The sequence below is a fragment of the Rhizobium sp. KNZ14-9A genome (assembly GCF_056755015.1).
In genome coordinates this window covers 1,980,130-2,003,114 of record NZ_JBPGXB010000002.1, presented here as the reverse complement: position 1 = coordinate 2,003,114, position 22,985 = coordinate 1,980,130, and the positions used below count along the sequence as shown (strand labels likewise).

Genomic DNA, 22,985 nt, shown 5'->3' with positions numbered 1-22,985 from the left:
TAAAGGTCACGCATAGGGTTTGGACATTCGCCCACGATCGAGTCGTTTGAACGCCGGTTTTTCGCAAGCCGGCGTTGGTTGGGCTTCTCGTTGGGCGCGACGGCACTGCCGTTCGAAGAGAGGCTGAATGGACGAAGAAGGGGCATCGCCGGAAACGGCGAACGAGGCGGTGACAACGGTGACCGATCGTCGTGCCCTGTTTGCCGTACCCGGTCTGGTGCTTGCCGGGGGCGCGTTGGTCTGCGCAACCGTCACGCTCTTCGTGCTGCTCGGCGTGACGCCGATTGCCCCGACCTCTCACGTCGTCATCGGCTCCGTCGTCATCAATTCCTTTTTCGTCCTCGGCCTGATCGCGCTGATCGGTCGCGAAGTTGCGCGGCTTTTCAAGGCCCGCACGCGAGGCCGCGCCGCTGCGCGCCTGCACATCCGGATCGTCGTGCTCTTCTCGATCGTCGCGATCACGCCGGCGATCCTTGTTGCGATCTTTGCCAGTATCACGCTGAACGCAGGCCTCGACCGCTGGTTTGCGCTCCGAACCCAGGCGATCGTCAGTTCGTCCCGCAATATCGGCCAGGCCTACATGCTGGAAAACGCCAGCTATCTGCAGGGGCAGACGGTTTCGATGGCAAACGATCTCGAGCGTAACCGCGCGCTCTACAGCCTGGACAAGACCGGCTTCGGCGAGCTGATGACCCGTCAGGCAAGGGGCCGCGGCCTGCTCGGCGCCTTCCTTGTCGAGCGCGATGGCTCGGTCATCGTCCAGGCAGACATCGCCACGGAAAAACCGCTGCCCGCCATCCCGCAGGATGCGCTGGAAAAGGCGGCCGCCGGCCAGCCGACGCTGATCCCGCCCGGTGTGACCAACCTTGTCGGCGCCATCATCAGGCTCGAGTCGATCTCCGGAACCTTCCTCTACACGGTGCGCGCAGTCGACCCCAAAGTCATGAATGCCATGCGCATGATGGAGGAGAACGCCACCGAATACCGTTCGATGGAAGCCGGCCGCGTCTCGCTGCAGATCGCCTTTGCGGTGCTCTACATCGGCTTTGCTCTGATCGTGCTGCTCGCGGCGATCTGGACCGCGATTGCGGTGGCCGACCGTATCGTGCGGCCGATCCGCCTGCTGATTACTGCTGCCGATAGCGTCGCATCCGGCAACATGGATATCGTCGTGCCCGTTCACGCTGTCGATGGCGACGTTGCCAGCCTGTCGCGCACCTTCAACAAGATGATCTCGGAAATCCGCACGCAGCGCGACGAGATCCTCGAGGCGAAGGACGAGGTGGACGATCGCCGCCGCTTCATCGAAGCCGTACTCTCGGGTGTCACCGCCGCCGTTATCGGCGTTGAGCAGGACCGGCGCATCACCATCGTCAACAGTTCAGCCGAGGCGCTGATGACGCTGCATGCCGATGAATTGCTTGGCAAGCGGCTGTCGGAAGTAGCACCCGAAGTGGATCAGGTGCTGACGGAAGCCGCCTCTCGCTATCGCGGCGACTTCCGCAAGCAGATCGCGCTGGTGCGCGGCGGTACAGTGCGCACGCTGAGCGTCCAGGTGACGCGCGAGGAAGTGCGCGATCTGAGTGAATCCTACGTCATCACGCTCGATGACATCACCGATCTCGTCATTGCGCAACGCTCCACCGCCTGGGGCGATGTCGCCCGCCGCATCGCTCACGAAATCAAAAATCCGCTGACGCCGATCCAGCTGTCGGCCGAGCGTATCCAACGTCGTTACGGCAAGCAGATCGACGAGAACGATCGCGCCGTTTTCGACCAGTGCACGGACACGATCATCCGTCAGGTCGGCGATATCGGTCGCATGGTCGATGAATTCTCCGCCTTTGCCCGCATGCCGAAGCCGACGAAGGAACCGAGCGATCTGCGCGCTATCCTTCACGACGCAATCTTCCTGCGCGAGATGGGCAACAACCATATCGCCTTCCAGCAGGAACTCGGCGAGGAGCGGCTGGAAGGCATGTTCGACAGCCGCATGCTGGGTCAGGCCTTCGGTAATCTCATCAAGAACGCTGTGGAAGCAATCGAGGCCGTGCCGAGCGAGGAACGCGAAGCGCGCAAGATCTTCGTCCGCGCCTCTCTGGACGAGGCGCGCGACCGCTTTACCGTCGATATCGTCGACAATGGCCGCGGCCTGCCTGTCGAGAACCGCCACAGCATTCTGGAACCCTATATGACGATGCGCGAGAAGGGCACCGGCCTCGGCCTCGCCATTGTCAAGAAGATCATCGAAGAACATGGCGGGCAGCTCGAACTGCACGATGCACCCGCAGATTTTGACCAGGGAAGAGGGGCCATGATCCGCGTGCATCTGCCACGCCGGGATGTGGCCGCTGCCCCGTCAGCCAGTGACAAGGAAAGCGTTTATGGCCTCTGATATTCTCGTCGTCGACGATGAGCATGACATTCGCGAGATCGTTGCCGGTATCCTGTCGGATGAAGGCCACGAAACCCGCATGGCGCATGACAGCGACAGCGCGCTGGCGGCAATTTCCGATCGCGTGCCGCGTCTCGTCTTCCTCGATATCTGGATGCAGGGCAGCAAGCTCGACGGCCTCTCGCTGCTGGACGAGATCAGGACGCGCCATCCCGAGCTTCCGGTGGTGATGATCTCCGGTCACGGCAATATCGAGACGGCTGTCTCGGCCATTAAGCGCGGCGCCTTTGACTTCATCGAGAAGCCGTTCAAGGCCGACCGCCTGATCCTGATCGCCGAGCGCGCGCTGGAAAATTCCAAGCTGAAGCGCGAAAACGTCGAGCTGAAGCGCCGCGCCGGTGATGCGCTGGAGCTGATCGGCACCTCGGTCGCCGTTTCGCAGCTGCGCCAGACGATCGAAAAGGTCGCGCCCACCAATAGCCGCATCATGATCTTCGGCGCATCCGGTTCCGGCAAGGAACTGGTGGCGCGTATGATCCATAAGAAGTCGTTCGTGGCGCTCAATGCCGCCAACATCACGCCTGACCGCATGGAAGTGGCGCTGTTCGGCACCGAAGGCGCACCGGGGCAGGCGCGCAAGATCGGCGCGCTGGAAGAGGCTCATCGCGGTATTCTCTATCTCGACGAAGTCGGCGAAATGCCGCGTGAGACGCAGAATAAGATCCTGCGCGTGCTGGTCGACCAGCAATTCGAGCGTGTCGGCGGCTCCAAGCGCGTGAAGGTCGATGTGCGTATCATCTCCTCGACCGCCTACAATCTGGAAAGCCGCATCGCCGAAGGCTGGTTCCGCGAGGATCTCTATCATCGCCTGGCGGTGGTGCCGGTGCGCGTGCCGCAGCTTGCCGAGCGCCGTGAGGACATTCCATTCCTCGTCGACCAGCTCATGCGTCAGATTTCCGAACAGGCGGGCATCCGGCCGCGCCGTATCGGCGATGACGCCATGGCTGTGCTGCAGGCCCATGACTGGCCGGGCAATATCCGTCAGCTGCGCAATAATATCGAGCGGCTGATGATCCTTGCCCGCACCGACGGTCCGGATGCGCCGATCACCGCAGACATGCTGCCGACCGATCTCGGTGACATGCTGCCCAAGGTCTCGGCCAAGAACGACTACCACATCATGACTCTGCCGCTGCGCGAAGCCCGCGAGATGTTCGAGAAGGATTACCTGATCGCCCAGATCAACCGCTTCGGCGGCAACATCTCGCGCACGGCCGAATTCGTCGGCATGGAGCGCTCGGCGTTGCATCGCAAGCTGAAATCGCTCGGCGTCTGATTTTCTCCGGCGCGGGCTCACGTCGCGCCGGCTCCCTTCTTTTGCCCCAAGCAGGTTTTCAATGCCAAGAATTGCCTATGTGAATGGACGCTACGTGCCGCATTCCAACGCCATGGTGCATGTAGAGGATCGTGGCTATCAGTTCGCCGATGGCGTCTATGAAGTCTGCGAGGTCCGTCACGGCCTGATCGTTGACCTGACCCGGCATCTGAACCGTCTTGACCGTTCGCTCAGTGAACTGCGCATCGCTTGGCCGATGAGCCGTGCGGCGCTGACGCAGGTGATTCGCGAGACGCTGCGCCGCAACCACGTCCGCAACGGCCTCTTCTACCTGCAGGTGACGCGCGGCGTTGCCCGCCGAGATCATGTATTCCCCGCCGAAGGCACGCAGCCATCGATCGTCGTCACTGCCAAAAGCACGGATCCATCTGTCATTGCCAAGAAGAATGCCGCTGGCATCAAGGCGATCACCGTTCCCGACAATCGCTGGGATCGCGTCGACATCAAGTCGGTCGGGCTGCTGTCGAATGCGCTTGCGCGCCAGCAGGCGAAGGAAGCCGGTGCCCAGGAAGCGATTTACGTCGATGCCGATGGCATGGTGAAGGAAGGGGCTGCGACCAATGTCTGGATCGTCGATGCCGACGGTACACTGGTAACGCGGCCCGCCGAACATGGCATCCTGCGCGGCATCACCCGCACGACTCTGATCGATGTCGCGGCCAAATTGGGGGTTAAAATCGTCGAGCGAAAGTTCTCCGTTTCGGAGATGATGGCCGCTCGCGAGGTCTTCATTACCGCAGCCACAAGCATTTGTTTTCCAGTGGTTTCCATTGATGGACAGGCGATTGCGAATGGTCATCCCGGAAGCCTCTCGCAGAATATTCGGGAAGCCTTTTTCGACGTTGCGGAAAAGATTACGATTTGATACCAAGATTTGCTGGACAGGTGGAATGAGGGTGCCACCTGCCTTGCTGGTGAGGTTGATTGATATTCTACCGGCTTGATCAGGTCGGCAATAAAGAAAGAAGCGGCGCGATGGCGGAACGTTCTCAGAATCTGCAGGACTTATTTCTCAATACTGTACGCAAGCAAAAGATTTCCCTGACAATCTTTCTCATTAACGGCGTGAAACTCACGGGCGTTGTCACTTCTTTTGACAATTTCTGTGTTCTGCTTCGCCGTGACGGCCATTCGCAGCTCGTGTATAAACACGCGATCTCGACCATCATGCCTGGTCAGCCAATGCAGATGTTCGAAAGCGAAGAAGCAGCGTCCTAGCCAAGGCCAGCCGTCATCTCGACACGCGATACAAAGAACGATTCCATCATCCCTGAGGCAGCCAAGCACAGGGATGACATGCGCGCGACCGTCGTCGTCCCCGTGCTGAAGTCGCGTTCGCGCGGTGGGCAGACCGAATCGGCATCGACCCGCACTCCCGAAAGCCGTCTCGACGAAGCGACGGGCCTGGCCCAGGCGATCGACCTCGATGTCGTCAACGCTTCCATCGTGCCGGTCAACGATCCGCGCCCGGCAACTTTGCTCGGCACCGGCAAGATCGAAGAGATCAAGAACCAGCTCGATGAGCGTGATTCCGGCCTCGTCATCGTCGACCATCCGCTGACGCCGGTACAGCAGCGCAATCTGGAAAAGGAATGGAACGCCAAGGTCATCGACCGGACGGGCCTGATCCTCGAAATCTTCGGCCGCCGCGCTTCCACCAAGGAAGGCACGCTGCAGGTCGATCTTGCGCATCTGAACTATCAGAAGGGCCGGCTGGTCCGAAGCTGGACCCACCTTGAACGCCAGCGCGGCGGTGGCGGCTTCATGGGCGGTCCGGGTGAAACCCAGATCGAAGCCGACCGACGCCTGCTGCAGGACCGCATCATCAAGCTCGAACGCGAGCTTGAGCAGGTGGTGCGCACACGCCAGCTGCACCGCGCCAAGCGCAGGAAGGTGCCGCATCCGATCGTGGCGCTCGTCGGCTATACCAACGCCGGCAAATCGACGCTGTTCAATCGCATTACCGGGGCAGGGGTTCTCGCCGAAGACATGCTCTTCGCGACGCTGGATCCGACACTGCGCCGAATGAAGCTGCCGCATGGCCGCACCGTCATCCTGTCCGATACCGTCGGTTTCATCTCCGACCTGCCGACCCATCTGGTCGCCGCTTTCCGCGCGACCTTGGAAGAGGTGCTGGAAGCCGATCTTGTCCTGCATGTCCGCGACATGTCTGATGTGGACAATCAGGCCCAGAGCGCTGATGTTCTGCGCATCCTGAATGACCTCGGCATCGACGAGGCCGAAGGCGAGCGCCGCATTCTCGAAGTCTGGAATAAGATCGACCGGCTGGAACCCGAAGCCCATGACGCCATGGTGCAGAAGTCCTCCGGCATGAAGAATGTCATTGCCGTTTCCGCTATCAGCGGTGAGGGCGTGGACAGGCTGATGGATGAAATCAGCCGTCGTTTGTCCGGTGTCATGACGGAAACGACTGTCACGTTGCCGGTCGACAAGCTCGCGCTGCTGCCCTGGCTTTACGACCACGCTATCGTCGATAGCCGCGAGGACAATGAGGATGGCTCCGTGACATTGGACCTGCGTCTATCTGAGACGGAGGCTACCGAGCTCGAGCGCCGGATCGGCAATGGTCCGAAGCCTGCAAAGGAAGACTGGGAGCGGTAATCCCGTTCGAGCGGAGTTTCACTCCGCCCCGGCTACGACAGCCCGCTCGATCGCCTTGGCCGCCTGCCAGATCTCTTCCATCCGTTCCAGACTAGCCGCCTCCAGGCTCTCACCTTCTGCATCAAGAACCGTCTCGATGTGATTGAATCGGCGCCGGAATTTCGTATTTGTACCACGAAGCGCCTGTTCCGGATCGGCCTTTACATGCCTGCCGATATTGACGACGGCGAAGATGAGGTCGCCGAGTTCGTCGCTGACCTTTGACTTATCGCCCTCACGCAGCGCAACGCGCAGCTCATCGACCTCCTCCTCGATCTTGTCGAGGATGGGCTCAGGTGCCGACCAGTCGAAACCAACCTTGGCGGCACGTTCCTGAAGCTTCAACGCTTCCGTCAGCGCCGGAAAGCTGCGTTGCACCGAGCCGAGGAAGCCCGTCTTGAAATCTTCCGTGATGCCACGTAGCGCTCGGCGCTCCGTGCGCTCGCGCTTCTCTGCCTGCTTGATCTCGTCCCACTGCTTCTTCACGGCGTCGGGCGTATCCGCATCCGAACGGGCAAAAACATGTGGGTGGCGACGGATCATCTTGCGGGTAATGGCTTCCACCACATCGCCGAAGGAAAACTCGCCGGCTTCTTCGGCCATGCGCGCATGAAAGACCACCTGCAGCAGCAGGTCGCCGAGTTCGTCGCAGAGATCGTCCATATCCTTGCGCTCGATCGCGTCGGCAACCTCGTAGGCTTCCTCGATCGTATAGGGCTTAATGGTCTCGAAATTCTGCACAATGTCCCACGGGCAGCCGGTCTCGGGATCGCGAAGCGCGGCCATGATCTCGATCAGGCGCGAAATGTCTTTCGAAGGTTCCATGGTCTCTCAGCTCAGCGGAATGTCGTTGGCGCTCTTGGTGGCCTGATAGGTGTCGGAGAGCGCGGCGTAGCGCGATTTGATCCGCTCTGTCTGCGCCTTGAGTTCGGCCTTCAGCGCAGCATCCTCGGTCTCGACGAGATCGGCGATCGCAAAGCTCTTCCAGAAAGCGTTTTGCCGCCTGTAGCCGCCCGGCTCGAGCCCGAAGACTTCCTTCAGGATCTTGAGATCGTGCGGGATGGCAAAGCTGTCGCGCGAATCCTCGTGGCTGAAGAAATAATAGAAATTATCGAAGCCGGCCCAGGTGATCGCCGACATGCACATGGTGCAGGGTTCGTGCGTGGAGAGAAAGATCAGGTCTTTCGTCGCCGGCTTGTCGTTGAGCTCGTAAAAGCGCTTTAGCGTATGCACTTCGCCGTGCCAGAGCGGATTTTCGAGCTCGTTATTGGTCTCAGTGACGACGAGCGCAAGATCGGATTTGCGCAGGATCGCTGCCCCGAACACCTTGTTGCCGGAAGCGACCCCAAGTTCCGTCATCGGCAGGATGTTATCCTCCATGACCTGCAGAAGGCGGGAGGCGATTGTCTTTTCCGGCATGAAAATCTCCTGTTTGGCTCATCCTATCGCCCCGCGGAATGAAGCGGAATGCATAAGTCCAGCGCCGGGGACTTTGCCACAGGCTTTATCGCTTCATCCTTTGGGCGAAAAGCTGCGCGAACCGCTCAAGATATGTGGTTTTTGCGCCGCACGGGTCAGTTTTCTCAAATCATTGATCAAGCGGGTAAAAGAATACGCGACTGGCCGGCCTTTGGAATTCTGTTTCTTCATTCGCCTGTCCGGAGAATGCATATTCGGAGAACTTCGAAGTGGATTGAGAATGCCTCCCAGGACTGAACAGCTTTCGGTATTTCCCGCCTTCTTTCGCGTGGAAGGTCGGACTGCGGCCGTTTTCGGCAATGGCGACGAAGCTTTCGCCAAGGTCCGCCTGCTCTTGAACACGCAGGCGCGCATTGTCGCGCATGCGGATCGCCCTGAAGCCGATTACCACGCTTTTCTGATTGCCAACGGCATCGAGACTGTCCGCGCAGCTTTTGCGCCCGAACAGGTCGAGGGTGCCATATTGGTGTTTGCGGCAACCGGTGACGCCGAACAGGATCGTCGTATCGTCGATGCCGCGCGCGCCGCGAAAATCCCGGCCAATGCCGTCGACCAGCCCGATTATTGCGATTTCTACACGCCCGCTCTCGTTAATCGTGCGCCTGTTGCCGTTGCGATCGGTACCGAAGGGGCAGGGCCGGTGCTGGCGCAGATGATCCGCGCCCAGATCGATCAGCTCCTGTCGCCCTCGCTCGGCCGTCTCGCCGCTCTTGCGACCAGCTATCGCAAGGCTGTCGAACACCTCGTTCCCCGGGGCGTTTCCCGCCGCATCTTCTGGCGTCGTTTCTTTTCCGGCCCGGTCGCCGATGCTGTCGCCAACGGCAACCTGCCGCAGGCCCGCCGGGCCGCCAATGGTCTGCTACGCTCGCTGGATCGCGTTGAAGGCCATGTTTGGCTGGTCGGCGCCGGTCCCGGTGCCGAAGATCTCCTGACCTTGCGCGCCCAGCGCGTGATGATGGAGGCCGATGTTATCGTCTATGACGCGCTCGTGCCGCAGGCGATCGTCGATATGGGCCGCCGCGATGCCGAGCGTCTTTCGGTCGGCAAGCGCAAGGGCTGCCATTCGAAGTCTCAGGAGGAGATCAACGATCTCTTGGTCGATCTCGGTCGCCAGGGAAAACGCGTTGTGCGCCTGAAGAGCGGCGATCCACTGGTCTATGGCCGGGCAGGGGAAGAGATGGCAGCGCTACGCGCGGCCGGCATCTGCTATGAGATCGTGCCCGGCATCACCTCCGCCTTTGCCGCTGCCGCCGATTTCGAGCTGCCGCTGACACTGCGCGGCGTTGCCTCTTCGCTGGTCTTTACGACCGGACATGATCTGACCGGCGACGTTTTGCCGGATTGGGCGAGCCTTGCCGTGTCGGGCGCCACGATCGCTGTCTATATGGGCCGCACCGTCGCGGCCTCTGTTGCCGAACGTCTTATGCAGGCCGGCATTCCCTCGGAAACCACAGTCGCTGTCATCGAAAATGCCAGCCGTCCGGATCGCCGCCTGTTGCACGGAATCCTGCGCGATCTTCCCGACCTGCAGCACCGTGACGAGTTGACGGGACCGGTCATGGTCATTATCGGCGATGCGGTCGCAGGCGCCAATTTCGAACTGTCCGAACCGCTGGTGCGTGAACGCATCCGGTTCGATGAACTTGCAAGGAGCTGACATGGTAGACAAGGTTCTGACCGCCAACCGCCTGACGGACGGCGTTGCCGTCTGGCTGAACGCCAATGGCGAATGGGTGACCTCGTTGCAGGAGGCGCTCGTCGCCCGCCATGCCGAAGCCGTCGCTGCCCTTGAGGAGATCGGCAAGAAATCCTATGCCGACAACAAGGTCGTTGACGTTGCTGTCGTCGAAGTTCAGGAAACCAACGGCCAGCTCTGGCCGCTACGTCTGCGCGAGCGTATCCGCGCCCAAGGCCCGACCATGGAATATGCGCCTGGCTACAAGCCGGCCGATCCAGAATTCATTGCAGTCTGAGGAAGACGATGTACCGTTACGACGAATTTGACCACGCCTTTGTCGCCGAGCGCGTCGAGCAGTTTCGCGATCAGGTTCAGCGCCGCCTTTCCGGCGAACTGGCCGAGGACGCATTCAAGCCGCTGCGCCTGATGAATGGTGTTTATCTGCAGCTTCATGCCTATATGCTTCGCATCGCCATTCCCTATGGCACGCTGAGCTCGCGCCAGCTGCGTATGCTCGCCCATATCGCGCGCACCTATGACCGCGGTTATGGCCACTTCACCACGCGCCAGAACCTGCAGTTCAACTGGCCGAAGCTGTCGGATATGCCTGATGTGCTGGCCGAGCTCGCGACGGTCGAAATGCACGCCATGCAGACCTCGGGGAACTGCATCCGCAACGTGACGGCCGACCATTTTGCCGGTGCCGCCGCCGATGAAGTCGCCGATCCGCGTCCCTATGCCGAAATCCTGCGCCAGTGGTCTTCCGTTCATCCGGAATTCTCCTTCCTGCCGCGCAAGTTCAAGATCGCCGTCACCGGTGCCGAGCGCGACCGCGCTGCCATCCAGGTCCACGACATCGGTCTGCATCTGAAGAAGAACGACAAGGGCGAAATCGGCTTTGCCGTCTATGTCGGTGGCGGTCAGGGCCGCACGCCGATGGTTGCCAAGCTGATCCGCGACTTCCTGCCGGAAGAGGATCTCTTGTCCTACACGACCGCAGTCATGCGCGTTTATAACCTGCATGGCCGCCGCGACAACAAGTACAAGGCCCGCATCAAGATCCTCGTTCACGAGACCGGCGCTGAAGAGCTTGCCCGTCAGGTCGAAGTCGAATTCGCACAGCTGAAGGATTCCGAGCTGAAGCTGCCGGAACAGGACGTGCAGGCCATCACCGCTTATTTCGCGCCGCCGGCTTTGCCGCAACGTGCCGAGGGTTGGGAAAACCTCGCCCGCTGGAAGAAGGCCGATCCGGCTTTCGCCCGCTGGGTTCAGCAGAATGTCCAGCCGCACAAGAACCCCGATTACGGCATGGTGACGATCTCGCTGAAGCCGATCGGCGGCATTCCGGGTGATGCGTCGAACTCACAGATGGATGCCATCGCCGATATCGCAGAGGAATATGCCTTCGACGAGATCCGCGTCAGCCACGAGCAGAACCTCATCCTCCCGCATGTCGCTCTCGCCGATCTCGAAGCCGTCTATCGCGGTCTCGTCGCGATCAATCTGGCTGAAGCCAATGCCGGCCTGATCACCGATATCATTGCCTGTCCTGGGCTCGACTATTGCGCGCTCGCCAACGCGCGCTCCATTCCGCTCGCCCAGGAAATCTCCCGCCGCTTCGGCGATGCGGCCCGTCAGGCCGAGATCGGCGAGCTGAAGATCAAGATCTCCGGCTGCATCAATGCCTGCGGCCACCACCATGTCGGCCATATCGGCCTTCTGGGCGTGGAAAAGAAGGGTGCCGAACTCTACCAGATCACGCTAGGCGGTTCCGGCGACGAGCACACCTCGATCGGCGAAATCATCGGCCGCGGCTTCGAGCCGGACAAGGTGACGGATGCGATCGAAACGATCGTCGACACCTATCTGCGCCTGCGTCTCGATCCCTCGGAAATCTTCCTCGCCGCCTACCGCCGCGTCGGCCCGCAGCCTTTCAAGGAAGCGCTCTACGGCTCGGCAGCGGAAGCGGCATAAGGAGGGGATGATGACGAAGATCTGGAGAGAAACCGGTTTTATCGAGAACGATCCCTGGGTGATCGAGACCGACGAGGTGAAGGCGACGGGCGATCAGAAGCCGCTGCTGACGCTCGACCAGCTGGTCGCCAAGGCTGACGAGAGCAATGATGTGGGCTTCGGCGTGGTCATCAGGCCGGCGGACGATGTCTTGAAGCTCGAGCCCTATCTTTATCGTCTGGAGATCGTGGCTGTCGCATTCCCGGCCTTCAACGATGGCCGTGCCTTCAGCCATGCCTCGCTGCTGCGTCAGCGTCTCGGTTATACCAATGAGCTGCGCGCGGTCGGCGACGTGCTGATCGATCAGGTGCCGCTGATGCTGCGCGTCGGCATCGACAGTTTCGCCGTCACCAACGAGACCGCGATCCGCCGCCTGTCGGAAAAGCGCCTTCCGTCCATTCCGCATCATTATCAGCCGGCGGTGCGTGACGCCGAAGCCGGCAAGGGCTATAGTTGGCGCCGTCAGGCAAAGCCGGCCGCCTGAGGCTGCCGGTTCTGCTGTCTTTTTGATGACGGGACGATAGCATGAGTAAATTCGAAGTGGCGGTGATCGGCGGCGGTCTCGCCGGCATGATCGCCGCAGTCGCCCTGGCGCGCGGCGGTCGCAACGTGGCGCTGGTCGCCCCTCCATCCCCCAAGGAAGATCGCCGCACGACGGCGTTGATGGACCAGTCGATTCGCTTTCTGGATCGCCTGACACTTTGGGAAAAGCTTCGCCCGGCAGCCGCACCACTCACCAGCATGCGCATCATCGACGGCACCAACCGTCTGCTGCGTGCGCCGACGACGACCTTCCGCTCCGCCGAAGTCGGGCTGGATGCCTTCGGCTATAATTTCCCGAACAAGGCATTGATGGATGTGCTCGAAGCTGCGGTGGCCGCTGAGGGCAATATCAGCCGTTTCAGCGACATGGCCGAGACGATCGGGATCGCTCCGGAATCTGTAACGATCACGCTCGCAGGCGGAGAAGAGATCAGTGCCGATTTTGCTATCGGTGCTGATGGCCGCAAATCGAAGCTGCGGGAGACGGCCGGCATCGATGTGCGCACTTGGTCTTACCCACAATCGGCGATGGTGCTGAACTTCGCGCACACGCTGCCGCACCAGAATATCTCCACAGAGTTCCACACGGAGCACGGCCCCTTCACCCAGGTGCCGCTGCCGGGCAACCGCTCCAGCCTCGTCTGGGTACAGAATCCCTCGGATGCCGCAGCCCGCGTCGAGCTGTCGCTCGCCGAACTCGGCAATGTCGTGGAAGAGCGCATGCAGTCCCTACTTGGCAAAGTCACTGTCGAGGAGGGCGTTCAGATCTGGCCGCTGTCGGGCATGATGGCGCATCGTTTCGGCAAGGGCCGGATCGCACTGATCGGCGAGGCCGCACACGTCTTCCCGCCGATCGGAGCCCAAGGCCTGAATCTCAGCCTTCGCGATATCATGGCGCTGACCGATCTTCTCTGCGCGCGCGCGGAATTGCCTGTCGCCGCCGATGCCGGCACAAGCTTCGACCGTAAACGCCGTGCCGATATCATGACGCGCACCGCAAGCGTCGATCTTCTGAATCGTTCGCTGCTCTCCGATTTCTTGCCGGTACAGGTTCTGCGCGCCGCAGGCCTGCATGTCCTCTCAGCCATTCCGCCGCTGCGCAATATCGTCATGCGCGAAGGCATCGAACCGGGGCGCGGCCTCCGCGATATTCCGGATGCGATCAAGGAACGGCTGAGCCGGAAGAAAGCCTGATTTGTTGCAATGTATCGGCTGAGCCTGGCGCTCAGCCGATTTGCATCAGGATTGGGAAGGTCTGCTGGAACCAGATCGCGACATTGCTGACCCAGCCAAGCAGGAAGGCAAGCCCCGTCAGCACAAGGAAGACGCCCATGATCTTCTCCACCGTGCCGAGATGCCGGCGGAAGCGCGACAGGAAGCGCATGAAGGCCCCGGAAAAGCCGGCAGCGATCCAGAAGGGCACGGCAAGGCCGAGCGAATAGACGGCAAGCAAACCCGCACCTGAGCCGACCGTTTCACGCGATGCGGCAACGCCGAGGATTGCCCCGAGCACGGGCCCGATGCAGGGCGTCCAGCCGAACGCGAAGGCAAGTCCCATGATATAGGCGCCTGTCAGCGTCGCCGGCTTGCCATTGCCCTGGAAACGGGCTTCCCGCGCCAAGAGGCCGATTCGGAAAACCCCGAGAAAATTCAGCCCCATGACGATGATGATCAGGCCGCCGATCTTGGAAAGCAGATCGAGGTGCTGGCGCAGCACCATGCCGATGGTCGAGGCGCCGGCGCCGAGCGCCACGAAGACGGTCGCAAAGCCGAGCGTGAAGAAAAGCGCCGAAAAGAGCACGCCGCGCCGCACATCCGGTGCCGCGGCAACCGTGCCGCCGCCGCGGAACTGCTCGACCGAAATGCCCGCCATATAGCAGAGATAAGGCGGAACGAGTGGAAGCACGCAAGGCGACAGGAAGGAAAGCGCTCCCGCAAGCAGCGCGCTCCAAAGGGAAATATCGGCAATCGACACGCATTCTCTCCGGCAGCAGTCTGAGCGATGTTCCTAGCGCCGCAAAGGGGTGATTGCCAATCACCTTTTTGCGCTGAGCGCAGCCGGCAGGATCTCCAAATTGCCGCAGGCCTTGACGCAGCTCCGTCCATCCCAACACGGGACAGGGCATGTGGATATTAACCGCGCGCAAACCATCTTTGGCTCTGTGAATGGAGCGACTCGGGCATGACCGGTGGTATTGCCCGGCATTTGCAGGCACCCCACTGCGAATGCCGGGAGGTCCGGCCGGCGGACATACGAGGCCGACGCCGGATCTCTCGCTACTCTATCCGGCCTGTTGGCTACGGCGGCCGAGAGCAAGCTTGTGATGTCGTTTAGTTGCGATGACTGCTTGGTGCTGGTATGCGCTACAGCATCCGGCCCGAAAATCGGAATCGATTTTCGGGCCGGATGCGTAAATTCAAAGTGTTAGAGCGTCCTTTGTGCGTCCGAATAGACGCACGGCGCTCTAGCGTGAGAGATTGACGCCGGAACATCCACCGAGGAGAAATATTGATGAGCAGATTTCGGGCATTGGTAGCAGCCGGAGCGCTGATCGGCATCTCGCTGCTCACCGCGTGCGCAACTCCCCCGAATTCATACGGCTCCGCTTCAGGCTACGTGCCGGGAGATTCGATAAATCGCGCCTGTGCAGATGGCTTCAGGCCCAGGGATGGTCGCTCCTGCAGCTACTGACGGTGAGCATCGCGAATTCGCGTTGAGAAACTCGCTACCGGCACCAGTGCCGGAAGCTTAAAGGTCTCCTCAATGTGGCAGTGCACGGATTGGTAGGCCGCGAGGAGAGGCCAGGGAACGGGTCGATCCCATCAATGCACCAGCGGCTCATCCTCATCGAGAAAGCTTCGCACGCCATCTCGTTCTGCGGTGGCCAGGAACTCTTCCCAAGCTTCCAGATCCGTCGCGAATGCATCTTCCCAGGTCGTCACGACCTCGGTTTGCGAAATGACCTCGAGAGTCCAATCGCCATTGGTGCCCGCCGGCCGATGTATATCGACGAGCACGGTTACGCCGTCATCTTCGAACTCGCCGGAGAAATCGGAATGCTCGAGCTTTGGTTCTTTGGGTGTTTTCGCCATTTTAACCTCCAGCACCAGGAGGTGCATCATTCTCATAAAACTCGCGATACTGAATAGTCTCGCGTTCTTTGACGTCGATCGACGCACCGGCAGGCTGCGTCAGGCGCACACCTGGGCCGCCTGAACCGGAATAGTTCCCATCAAGAAAGGTGACGCCGGCGGCTTGTAATACCGCAACGACTGAAGCGACGTTATTGCGCATGCCCTCGACAGCGCCCTCGCTGGCTTCCATGCGTCGCAGGGTCGGTGCTGATACATTTGACCTGCTGGCCAGCTCAACCTGACCAATCCCCAGTAAAACACGGGCGGCCGCCAACTGTCGGCCGGTTAAATGATCAAAATTGCCCATTGTGAAAATATCGCCCGATACGCTCTGTCGATGGGATTTATTATCATTGTGAGCGAAATTAATCAATGAAAACGCCTCGCTGTGAGGAGATGGGATCAGTGGACTTGTGCCCCTCGGCAGCCCCTACAACGCGGCCGGTACATGCGCAGTACGGTTCCGATTTGCCACTGATCGACCTGGCTACCGCTTTTCCCGGGCGTCACCTGGCAAAGCATCAATTAGCTGATGCACCTTTCCGGTGGCGAAGACGATGTCTTCACGCGGCAGATGGACAGTTATCTCAATCTCTTCCCATCTGCCGCCATGGTCTTTTGCGAACCTGACAGCGGCTTCCAGAGAGGTGAATTGCACGGCCGGTGCGTTGGCGGTCCAGAACTGCACGCTGCAGTCCGCCGCACTGTAATCTGTAAATGCCTTCTGAGGATCTAGGGCCATGGCACGTGCTTTACACCGACGCCGCTTGATTGGCCAGCGAATGCCTGCCTTGTATGCGAACGTCAAGAAAGCCCAAGCAACCCGCCTAGCCTCAGAGAAGAGCGAGCCGTTCATCAACCGGGCGTGCCTGTGCCGCGTTGCCAGAGAGAAGGACATGACCAAACTTTCAGAGAAATCACAGGAGTTAGCGGCTGCTGGCCTAGGCGTGAGCATGAAACAGCGAGCGGCAGTGTCGCGGATTCGTCGTGATTCGACTGGAAGGCGGCCAGCCCACCGCCTGCCAACTCGGCAAATTCCCGATGTGGCTTGCGCCAATCGTATTCCGTAAACGCTCGCCACGTGCCGGAAAGACTGGGCAATAGGCGTCAACAATCTGTGCCGGTTGCTATCTCTACAGATTTGATTTCATTAGGAAATTATGGTGAGAGCGTCGGGGTTCGAACCCGAGACCTACTGATTAAAAGTCAGTTGCTCTACCGGCTGAGCTACGCTCTCACTCTCCGCGGTGCGAAGCACCCCGGCCGGAAGTGCGCGGAACATATGCAGGTGACCTATCGCGGTCAACTGAAAAAATCTTCTTATTTGTGCATTTTGGCGCATTTCTTGCGCGCATGCGATGTTGCCCAAAACCGCTTGCCGAAGCAATCCACGCGATCTGATCAGGCGAGTGGGTAAGCGTTCTTCGCGAATATGATACTTTGTGCGACTTTGAGGACATAAACCAAAACATCGAAAAACTGCCACGGCATTCCTTTCCTTCCTCGGCATCGGCGTGGTGGACTACGGTCGAGATTATATCCAATCCGCGCCTTGGATTATGCTGACCCGGCTGCGGTGAGCGTCATCACCGCGCTTTCCCTATCCGTCGACGCTAGGTTAGCCTCGGCGCCGTTCCAGGAAGGCGACTGCCTGCAAGGTTGCGATGATGACGATTATGCCGATGAGCGTGCGCAAGTCCGGCACCTCACTAAAGAAGACATAGCCGCTCGCCGTTGCAAAGACGATTGACAGATAACCGAACGGCGCAAGCAGACTGGCGCTGGCGATCTGATAGGCGCGCAGGAAGCAGAATTGGCCGATCTGCGCCAGCAGTCCGATTCCGAGCAGGGCGGGCCAATCCTCGCTGTGTACCGGTTGCCATACGAAAAGCGCCGGAATGAAGGTGATGACGGTCAGGCCGGCCGTATAGAAGACCATCATCACAGTCGTGTTTTCGTAATGCAGCATCCGAGTCTGGATCGTCGCCAGCGCCCCGAAGATGATCGAGAGGAGCACTGCCAACAGCCCGAGATTCCAGGCGAATGTATCCGGCGCCAACATGATCAGCACGCCGACGAAGGCAAATACCGCGCCGATCCACCGCCACCGGCTGACCCTCTCGCCGAGCATGGCGACGGCCATCAGCATCGAAACCAGCGGCCGCGTGAAGCCAAGTGCATTGACGAGCACCAGCGGCAGCATGGTCAGCGCCACGAAATTGCTGGTCAGCGCGACGGCATTGCAGCTGATGCGCATGATGTTGCGCAGGGGATCCCTGGAACCGGCAAGCTGCCGGCGGTGTCGCCAAATTAATGGCAAGATAAGCACGAGCCCGATCAGCGCGCGGATAAAGACGAGTTGGATCGCCGGATAGGACGCACCCTGCATCTTCACCAGCACCGTCATGCCGGTCACCAGCGTCGTATCGGAAAGCAGCCAGACAATGCCGAAACGGCTGTCCCTGGCTGCAGTGGATGCATCCATTCCTGTTGCCTCAGGCGGGCTGGACGAGATTGGCGATCAGCCGGAAGGCACCTGATGTCAGCTTGTCGAGCTGGTGATGCAGTACGAGGCTCGTATGTGTATGCCGCCCCTTGCCGATTTCAGCCGAAATCAATGCGCCCTTGAGTGGTTGTTCCTCGGGGTCATGCATGGCAAGCAGCGGTACATAGGCCTCGTCCCAGCGGGCGGCGAAATAGAGGCCGCGCTCCTTGTCCCAGCCATCCCAGTCCACGGATGTGATCCTGTTCGGCCCCTTAAGCAGTGGATGCTCGGGCTCCAGCACAGTCACCTCTGCTGCCGGATCGGTCACGCGCCAACGGACGGAGGGCGAGCCGATATCGATGCGCTTCGGCGGCGTGGCATCCGGTTGCCAGCCATCGCTCGGGCGATGATAGAGCGTCAGCAGGTGGCCGCCATCTTCCACGAAGCGATGCAGGCGGGCGGTTGCAGCTGCCAGATCCTTGCGGCTGCCGAAGGCGAAGATGCCGACGACGATGGTCGTAAAGCGCGAGAGATCGCCGGACAGGGCCCGCGCATCGAGTTCGGTGACATCGAGCCCCATGCGGCCAAGCCAGAGCCCGACGCGATCGGCACCGCCGCCGACATAGCCGATCTTGGCGCCATCAGGCAGTTTGAGGTCGAGCGCCAAAACGCGCAGCAGTTCCGGTTCGCGAAAGCTGGTGCGGCCGATATGCGGATAGGCGATCGGCGAGATGCGCATCGCCGGCTGCCCGTCCACGAGCGGCGTGATGGCGAAGAGGCCAGGCCTTATCGAGGTAGGAGGGGAAAGCGTAAGCGCGCCATCAGCCTCCTTGATCGCCCAGCCGGCCGGCGCGGAAAAGCTGACAGGTCCTGCAGACGCAGCCTTGATCTCCAGCTCCGGCCTCTCGCCATCTACGGGAATGATGAAAGCATTGGGCTGAAGGTTCAGCGAGTGTTGCGGCGCGACTGTAAGCGGCTCCTCAAGATCGACGGTCGCCGTGACTGAACGGCTTCCGACCTGTGCCCTTACCTCGACGAAGGCATTGCCGTTGCCGCCGAGGCTCGACCATCCTGGCTGATATTGCCGCGTGAGCGGCGCATCTGCGGTTGCTGTCAGCGCATACACAATCTGCTTCGGCGAGGTTTCCTTGACGCTCGCCGAAATGCCTGCCGGCAATCTGATGCTGGCGTCGACAACAGCGGTTCCGGCATTGCCGCTGAGATGAAGGATCAGCGTGCCGGTTGCTCCAGGCGAAAGCGCGGCGGGTTCGGCAACCGCCCGGACGAAGACCTGTTCGGCTTCGCAAAGTGCGGCATCGATTTCCACGAGCTTGCGCTGCAGACGATGCCCGTGCGTTTCGAGGAAGGCGTCAGGCGCTTCCTCAAGCGCCTTTTCAACTTGATGTGCCGCCTGTAGCAGCGCATCGACGATGGCGGATCGTTCCGGAAAGCGCTCGATCGCCTTGCCGATTGCGCCATCCGCGCGCATCAGCGCATCGACGACACTTTGCGGCAGCTCCGTTTCGCGGGCGAGATCGGCGAGCGTCGAGGGAAGCGAATCGAGGATGGACGCCTCCGCGACGGAACCCTGCGCGCTGAGCTTCAGATGCAGTGGCCATTCGGTATCGCCGATATCGTACCAGCGGCCCATGCCCTGAGAGGCATGGTAATACCGCGACCATTCGCCGATATGGTCGTAGGTGACGCCGCTGACAGGTTCGAGATCAGTGGCTTCGAGCGGCAATGTCATAACCGGCGGCGGCACTTCGTCATCGTAGGTATCCCCGCCGCCTGACCATGCCGGCAGATAGAATTTCGCGACCTGCCATGGCGACAGACCCTCGTCGAAATGTTCGGGAAAAGCCGAGGGATCGGCGGCAAGTCCGACAGCGGCTTCCGCCGCCCGCGTCATCGCGCGGTGGTGCCCATGCTGACCCGGTACGTCGAGAAAGGTCGGCAGCACGATATCGGGACGCTCCGTGCGATAGGCCCGCACTAGCCGCTCGACGATGCGCTTTTCGCCCCATCGGTCGAATGTCCGGTCGCCATTCTTGGAGAAGCCGAAATCATGGATCGGATCATCAGGGCCGTGGCCGAGCCAGTAGACATCGGCGTCGAGTTCGTAGGCAGCCTCTTCCATCTCGCGGCTTCGCATGATGCCGAGCGCGCCGAGCCGTTCCGGTCCGAGCGCATTCTGCCCGCCTTCGCCGCGCGTCGAGCAGGCGACGATGACGCGCATGCCGAGGCCGAGGCGCAGATAGGCGAGCAGGCCGTTATGCTCGTCATCGGGATGCGCGCCGGTATTCACCATGGTGACGGTCGAGGTCAGGCGGGACAGGGCCCGGTGCAGCCGCGTGAGCGAAAGGCTCCGCTTCTGTTTCTCAATACGATCTCGATCGGTCAGCATGGTTCCTCCATTGGGGCAGACCGGTGGCGCGCATCTTAAGCTGCGTTATCGGCGACGGCGGTCGGTGAAATGTCGAGTTTGGGGGTGACGGCTTCGAAGAGCGGCAGCGCCGCTGCGCCAAGTGCGGCCGTCAACTGGCCCGTCTGGCCGCGAATGACGCGCGGCAAGGCGCGCGTGCGCCGACTGGCAACAGAAACGGGAAGGGTCTGCATGGCCGCGACGATCTCATCGATGACGGCATCGGGGAGCGCACCGCCGAGGATGACGGTCTCCGGATCGAGAACGTTTTCCAGCATTGCCACCATCGGCGAGAGATAGTCAGCGGTCTCCGCGATCCACTCCTTCACGACGGGATTGCCGTCCCGGTGCAGCACTTCGATCGCCGCAAAATCAGCATTCTCATAGCCCGCCTCGGTGAGCTTCTCCTTCAGCGCATGCAGGGATGCATAACGTTCCAGGCAGCCGCGCTGGCCGCACGGGCAAGGTTTTCCGCGCGGGGCAACGACCACATGGCCGATTTCGCCGGCATTGCCGAAGGCGCCACGGAAAGGTGCGCCGTCATGGATCAGCCCGAGGCCCACGCCGACGCCGAAATAGATCATGCAGAAATTGGAAATGGCGCGGCCCGCACCGAACAGCCGCTCGCCGACGGCGGCAGCATTCGCATCGTTTTCGACGATAACGGTCTCGCCGCTCGCTTCGCTGAGCAATGCAGCCGGATTGATGCTGCTCCAGCCGGGCAGGGTGGTCGGGCCGACCGAGCTCATGCCTTCGATCTCGAAGGGGCCAGGCATGACCACACCGATGCCGAGAAGCTTGGACGGGAAGTGCTTGCGGACCTTCTTCACCTCGCCGGTAAAGAGCGGAACGATATGTTCCGGGCTCGTATTCTCCACCGGCATGATGGTCTCGGAACGCACCTTGCCGGAAAGGTCGAGTACCGTCGTAACCATATGGTCGGCAGCGATTTCGACGCCGATCGTGACGGCTCCATCAGGGTTGACGGCAAACTGGATCGGCGGCTGGCCGCGGCCGGAACGCAAGCGGCCGATCTCCATCAGCAGCTCTTCGCTGACGAGCTCGTCGACGATATTGGCCACCGCCTGCGCAGTCAGGTGCGTCAGCTTGGCGATATGCATGCGGCCGAGCGAACCATGCATGCGCACGACATCGAGCACGACACGACGATTGTGGTCACGGCTGCGCTCGGGGTTCTTGCCCATCGCGATCTGCTGCTTGCCGGATTGCCGTGTCATCTCGCCGCCCTCGTCTCTGCCGATATGGATAGCGCCGATATCATGAAAGGAGCAATAGAATAATTAAACTAAATTATCTTATTGACAAAACCCTTCGCCCGAACCAGCCTGAAAGGGTCGCAGTGCGATGCCGAGGAAGAGGAGCCTCAGTTCCATCTTCCCGAGCCAATCAAATCGGGGCGCTGCCGATATGCGGGATGCCCTGGGGAACCAGATGAGCGCGAGCGGTTCGAAGGCCGGCTCGGCAATGGAGGGATAATATGCGTCGCGGAATCTTATTGGCCGGGCTTTTTGCCGGCATCAGCATGGTTGCGGTCAACAGCGCCCAGGCCGTCGAAATCGAATATTGGCAGTATGTCTACGATACGCGTGTCAAGGCGATGGACCAACTGATCGCCAATTTCGAAAAGGCCAATCCCGACATTACCGTCAAGCAGACGACCTTCCCCTATGCTGACTACCAGACGCGCGTCGTTGCCGCCAATCTCGCCGGCAATGGTCCTGATGTGATGCAGCTCTTCTATGGCTGGCTCGACCAGTTCATCGCTGGTGGACTGCTGCAGCCGCTGCCAACAGACGCTTTCCCGCATGACCAGATCGAGAAGGACTTCTTCCCGATCGTATCAGCCATGAAGCGCGGTGACGACTATTACGGCCTGCCGACCGCCGTCCGTTCGCTGGCGCTCTTCTACAACAAGAAGCTCTTCCAGGAAGCTGGTCTCGACCCGAACAAGCCGCCGCAGACCGTCGATGAATTCGTCGCTGCCGCCGAAAAGACAGTCAAGCGCGATGCCGCCGGCAACATTGCCGTCGAAGGCACGACGCTCGACATGGGCGGCCAGGATCACCAGTGGTGGCGTGAAGTGCTGATCCGCCAGTTTGGCGGCGAGCCCTATACAGCCGACTATTCCAAGGTGACCTACAATAGCGATGCCGGCATCAAGGCGCTGAAATTCTACACCAGCCTGCAGACTGAAAAGAAGGTCGGTCAGACCGGTTTCATGGATGAGGGCCAGGCAGCCTTCCGCGGCGGCAAGGCGGCGATGACCATCGACGGCACTTTCCGTCTCGGCTCCTTCGGCAGCATCAAGGATTTCGAATGGGGTGTGACCGAGCTGCCGGCCAATGCCGATGGCCTGCGCTCGAACTATGCAAGCTACTTCGCCAACGGCATCGGCGCCAAGGTATCGGGCGAAAAGCTTGAGGCCTCCAAGAAGTTCCTCGCTTACGTGACCTCGCCGGAAGCCATGAAGATCTGGCTCGGCACCGTCGGCGAACTGCCGGCCCGCCGCGAAGCAGCGCTGACCGACGAGAACCTCAAGAATCCGATCTACGCGCCTTTCCTGAAGGCGCTCGCATACTCCCACACCTCGCTCTTCGTGGATGAAGCCGGCCAGCGCCAGAACGCCATCGACATGGTCAACCGCGTTCTGCTCGAGGGACAATCACCCGAGGATTCCATTGCCCAGGCCGCAACGGCCGAGCAGGAAATCATCGACAATGCCAAGAGCAAATAAGGGACGGCCATGAGCTCCGC

General features: G+C 60.7%; 22 protein-coding genes and 1 tRNA gene. 12 read left to right on the top strand and 11 right to left on the bottom strand.

The window, feature by feature from the left end; genetic code table 11:
* Positions 1-127 precede the first annotated feature (127 nt).
* The 5 genes from ACR9ZQ_RS16405 (at position 128) to hflX (ending at position 6,413) form a co-directional block, all read left to right on the top strand.
* Positions 128-2,395 carry a sensor histidine kinase NtrY-like gene (locus ACR9ZQ_RS16405; RefSeq protein WP_481428306.1) on the top strand — a complete coding sequence of 756 codons (2,268 nt, stop codon included), beginning with the start codon at positions 128-130 and terminating at the stop codon, positions 2,393-2,395.
* Entirely contained in the window at positions 2,385-3,731 is a 1,347-nt protein-coding gene (gene ntrX / locus ACR9ZQ_RS16400) for a nitrogen assimilation response regulator NtrX (RefSeq protein WP_481428305.1), read from the top strand. Before ACR9ZQ_RS16405 ends, ntrX begins: the two co-directional genes overlap by 11 nt.
* A gap of 61 nt (positions 3,732-3,792) precedes the next feature.
* Complete coding sequence (locus tag ACR9ZQ_RS16395; protein WP_481428304.1) at positions 3,793-4,656, top strand: D-amino-acid transaminase; 864 nt, start codon at positions 3,793-3,795, stop codon at positions 4,654-4,656.
* Positions 4,657-4,766: 110 nt separating this feature from the next.
* Entirely contained in the window at positions 4,767-5,009 is a 243-nt protein-coding gene (gene hfq / locus ACR9ZQ_RS16390; RefSeq protein ID WP_003539403.1) for an RNA chaperone Hfq, read from the top strand.
* Positions 5,010-5,087: 78 nt separating this feature from the next.
* Complete coding sequence (gene hflX / locus ACR9ZQ_RS16385; RefSeq protein ID WP_310389553.1) at positions 5,088-6,413, top strand: GTPase HflX; 1,326 nt, start codon at positions 5,088-5,090, stop codon at positions 6,411-6,413.
* A gap of 18 nt (positions 6,414-6,431) precedes the next feature.
* Here hflX and mazG read toward each other — a convergent pair whose 3' ends face one another.
* The 3 genes from mazG to ACR9ZQ_RS16370 form a co-directional block, all read right to left on the bottom strand.
* Positions 6,432-7,277 carry a nucleoside triphosphate pyrophosphohydrolase gene (gene mazG, locus ACR9ZQ_RS16380; RefSeq protein WP_113325286.1) on the bottom strand — a complete coding sequence of 282 codons (846 nt, stop codon included), beginning with the start codon at positions 7,275-7,277 and terminating at the stop codon, positions 6,432-6,434.
* Positions 7,278-7,283: 6 nt separating this feature from the next.
* On the bottom strand, positions 7,284-7,871 hold the full coding sequence (locus tag ACR9ZQ_RS16375) for a nucleoside deaminase (protein ID WP_113325285.1): 588 nt from the start codon (positions 7,869-7,871) through the stop codon (positions 7,284-7,286).
* Positions 7,872-7,964: 93 nt separating this feature from the next.
* Positions 7,965-8,102 carry a hypothetical protein gene (locus ACR9ZQ_RS16370; RefSeq protein WP_162748161.1) on the bottom strand — a complete coding sequence of 46 codons (138 nt, stop codon included), beginning with the start codon at positions 8,100-8,102 and terminating at the stop codon, positions 7,965-7,967.
* A gap of 49 nt (positions 8,103-8,151) precedes the next feature.
* Here ACR9ZQ_RS16370 and cysG point away from each other — a divergent pair, with 49 nt between their 5' ends.
* The 5 genes from cysG to ACR9ZQ_RS16345 are packed head-to-tail and all read left to right on the top strand — an operon-like array spanning position 8,152 to position 13,359.
* Positions 8,152-9,588, top strand: coding sequence for a siroheme synthase CysG (cysG, locus tag ACR9ZQ_RS16365; RefSeq protein ID WP_481428303.1), 1,437 nt, complete (start codon positions 8,152-8,154; stop codon positions 9,586-9,588).
* 1 nt (position 9,589) lies between these two features.
* Positions 9,590-9,904, top strand: coding sequence for a DUF2849 domain-containing protein (locus ACR9ZQ_RS16360; protein ID WP_007822491.1), 315 nt, complete (start codon positions 9,590-9,592; stop codon positions 9,902-9,904).
* A gap of 8 nt (positions 9,905-9,912) precedes the next feature.
* On the top strand, positions 9,913-11,583 hold the full coding sequence (locus tag ACR9ZQ_RS16355) for a nitrite/sulfite reductase (RefSeq protein WP_481428302.1): 1,671 nt from the start codon (positions 9,913-9,915) through the stop codon (positions 11,581-11,583).
* Positions 11,584-11,593: 10 nt separating this feature from the next.
* The gene (locus tag ACR9ZQ_RS16350) at positions 11,594-12,106 is read left to right on the top strand and encodes a DUF934 domain-containing protein (RefSeq protein ID WP_481428301.1); all 513 of its coding nucleotides are present in this window, start codon (positions 11,594-11,596) and stop codon (positions 12,104-12,106) included.
* 41 nt (positions 12,107-12,147) lie between these two features.
* Positions 12,148-13,359 (top strand): UbiH/UbiF family hydroxylase, encoded by a 1,212-nt coding sequence (locus tag ACR9ZQ_RS16345; protein ID WP_439014900.1) that lies wholly within the window; start codon positions 12,148-12,150, stop codon positions 13,357-13,359.
* A 31-nt stretch (positions 13,360-13,390) separates the two neighbouring features.
* Here the strand turns inward: ACR9ZQ_RS16345 and ACR9ZQ_RS16340 are convergent, their stop codons facing one another.
* On the bottom strand, positions 13,391-14,140 hold the full coding sequence (locus tag ACR9ZQ_RS16340) for a cytochrome c biogenesis CcdA family protein (protein WP_481428300.1): 750 nt from the start codon (positions 14,138-14,140) through the stop codon (positions 13,391-13,393).
* 537 nt (positions 14,141-14,677) lie between these two features.
* On the opposite strand from ACR9ZQ_RS16340, the gene ACR9ZQ_RS16335 reads away from it, so the two are divergent.
* The gene (locus ACR9ZQ_RS16335) at positions 14,678-14,857 is read left to right on the top strand and encodes a hypothetical protein (RefSeq protein WP_481428299.1); all 180 of its coding nucleotides are present in this window, start codon (positions 14,678-14,680) and stop codon (positions 14,855-14,857) included.
* Positions 14,858-14,988: 131 nt separating this feature from the next.
* On the opposite strand, the gene ACR9ZQ_RS16330 is transcribed toward ACR9ZQ_RS16335, so the two are convergent.
* The 7 genes from ACR9ZQ_RS16330 to ACR9ZQ_RS16300 form a co-directional block, all read right to left on the bottom strand.
* Positions 14,989-15,258 carry a hypothetical protein gene (locus ACR9ZQ_RS16330; RefSeq protein WP_007826745.1) on the bottom strand — a complete coding sequence of 90 codons (270 nt, stop codon included), beginning with the start codon at positions 15,256-15,258 and terminating at the stop codon, positions 14,989-14,991.
* Between the two features lies 1 nt (position 15,259).
* Positions 15,260-15,673 (bottom strand): helix-turn-helix domain-containing protein, encoded by a 414-nt coding sequence (locus tag ACR9ZQ_RS16325; RefSeq protein WP_310389569.1) that lies wholly within the window; start codon positions 15,671-15,673, stop codon positions 15,260-15,262.
* A 114-nt stretch (positions 15,674-15,787) separates the two neighbouring features.
* Positions 15,788-16,042 (bottom strand): hypothetical protein, encoded by a 255-nt coding sequence (locus ACR9ZQ_RS16320; protein ID WP_007826740.1) that lies wholly within the window; start codon positions 16,040-16,042, stop codon positions 15,788-15,790.
* Positions 16,043-16,461: 419 nt separating this feature from the next.
* Positions 16,462-16,537: transfer RNA gene (locus ACR9ZQ_RS16315), tRNA-Lys, on the bottom strand.
* A 381-nt stretch (positions 16,538-16,918) separates the two neighbouring features.
* On the bottom strand, positions 16,919-17,785 hold the full coding sequence (locus tag ACR9ZQ_RS16310) for a DMT family transporter (RefSeq protein ID WP_481428298.1): 867 nt from the start codon (positions 17,783-17,785) through the stop codon (positions 16,919-16,921).
* 10 nt (positions 17,786-17,795) lie between these two features.
* Positions 17,796-20,192, bottom strand: coding sequence for a PIG-L family deacetylase (locus ACR9ZQ_RS16305; RefSeq protein WP_481428297.1), 2,397 nt, complete (start codon positions 20,190-20,192; stop codon positions 17,796-17,798).
* A gap of 35 nt (positions 20,193-20,227) precedes the next feature.
* Positions 20,228-21,448 carry an ROK family protein gene (locus ACR9ZQ_RS16300; RefSeq protein ID WP_439014912.1) on the bottom strand — a complete coding sequence of 407 codons (1,221 nt, stop codon included), beginning with the start codon at positions 21,446-21,448 and terminating at the stop codon, positions 20,228-20,230.
* Between the two features lie 260 nt (positions 21,449-21,708).
* On the opposite strand from ACR9ZQ_RS16300, the gene ACR9ZQ_RS16295 reads away from it, so the two are divergent.
* A complete protein-coding gene (locus tag ACR9ZQ_RS16295) occupies positions 21,709-22,965 on the top strand; it encodes an extracellular solute-binding protein (protein WP_439014913.1) in 1,257 nt (418 codons plus the stop codon).
* Positions 22,966-22,985 lie beyond the last annotated feature (20 nt).

Bases quoted from the DNA above. Each gene is read 5' to 3' on its own strand.
- ACR9ZQ_RS16405 (WP_481428306.1), top strand. From the start codon at position 128: ATGGACGAAGAAGGGGCATCGCCGGAAACGGCGAACGAGGCGGTGACA.
- ntrX (WP_481428305.1), top strand. From the start codon at position 2,385: ATGGCCTCTGATATTCTCGTCGTCGACGATGAGCATGACATTCGCGAG.
- ACR9ZQ_RS16395 (WP_481428304.1), top strand. From the start codon at position 3,793: ATGCCAAGAATTGCCTATGTGAATGGACGCTACGTGCCGCATTCCAAC.
- hfq (WP_003539403.1), top strand. From the start codon at position 4,767: ATGGCGGAACGTTCTCAGAATCTGCAGGACTTATTTCTCAATACTGTA.
- hflX (WP_310389553.1), top strand. From the start codon at position 5,088: ATGCGCGCGACCGTCGTCGTCCCCGTGCTGAAGTCGCGTTCGCGCGGT.
- mazG (WP_113325286.1), bottom strand. From the start codon at position 7,277: ATGGAACCTTCGAAAGACATTTCGCGCCTGATCGAGATCATGGCCGCG.
- ACR9ZQ_RS16375 (WP_113325285.1), bottom strand. From the start codon at position 7,871: ATGCCGGAAAAGACAATCGCCTCCCGCCTTCTGCAGGTCATGGAGGAT.
- ACR9ZQ_RS16370 (WP_162748161.1), bottom strand. From the start codon at position 8,102: ATGAAGAAACAGAATTCCAAAGGCCGGCCAGTCGCGTATTCTTTTACC.
- cysG (WP_481428303.1), top strand. From the start codon at position 8,152: ATGCCTCCCAGGACTGAACAGCTTTCGGTATTTCCCGCCTTCTTTCGC.
- ACR9ZQ_RS16360 (WP_007822491.1), top strand. From the start codon at position 9,590: ATGGTAGACAAGGTTCTGACCGCCAACCGCCTGACGGACGGCGTTGCC.
- ACR9ZQ_RS16355 (WP_481428302.1), top strand. From the start codon at position 9,913: ATGTACCGTTACGACGAATTTGACCACGCCTTTGTCGCCGAGCGCGTC.
- ACR9ZQ_RS16350 (WP_481428301.1), top strand. From the start codon at position 11,594: ATGACGAAGATCTGGAGAGAAACCGGTTTTATCGAGAACGATCCCTGG.
- ACR9ZQ_RS16345 (WP_439014900.1), top strand. From the start codon at position 12,148: ATGAGTAAATTCGAAGTGGCGGTGATCGGCGGCGGTCTCGCCGGCATG.
- ACR9ZQ_RS16335 (WP_481428299.1), top strand. From the start codon at position 14,678: ATGAGCAGATTTCGGGCATTGGTAGCAGCCGGAGCGCTGATCGGCATC.
- ACR9ZQ_RS16330 (WP_007826745.1), bottom strand. From the start codon at position 15,258: ATGGCGAAAACACCCAAAGAACCAAAGCTCGAGCATTCCGATTTCTCC.
- ACR9ZQ_RS16320 (WP_007826740.1), bottom strand. From the start codon at position 16,042: ATGGCCCTAGATCCTCAGAAGGCATTTACAGATTACAGTGCGGCGGAC.
- ACR9ZQ_RS16310 (WP_481428298.1), bottom strand. From the start codon at position 17,785: ATGGATGCATCCACTGCAGCCAGGGACAGCCGTTTCGGCATTGTCTGG.
- ACR9ZQ_RS16305 (WP_481428297.1), bottom strand. From the start codon at position 20,192: ATGCTGACCGATCGAGATCGTATTGAGAAACAGAAGCGGAGCCTTTCG.
- ACR9ZQ_RS16300 (WP_439014912.1), bottom strand. From the start codon at position 21,448: ATGACACGGCAATCCGGCAAGCAGCAGATCGCGATGGGCAAGAACCCC.
- ACR9ZQ_RS16295 (WP_439014913.1), top strand. From the start codon at position 21,709: ATGCGTCGCGGAATCTTATTGGCCGGGCTTTTTGCCGGCATCAGCATG.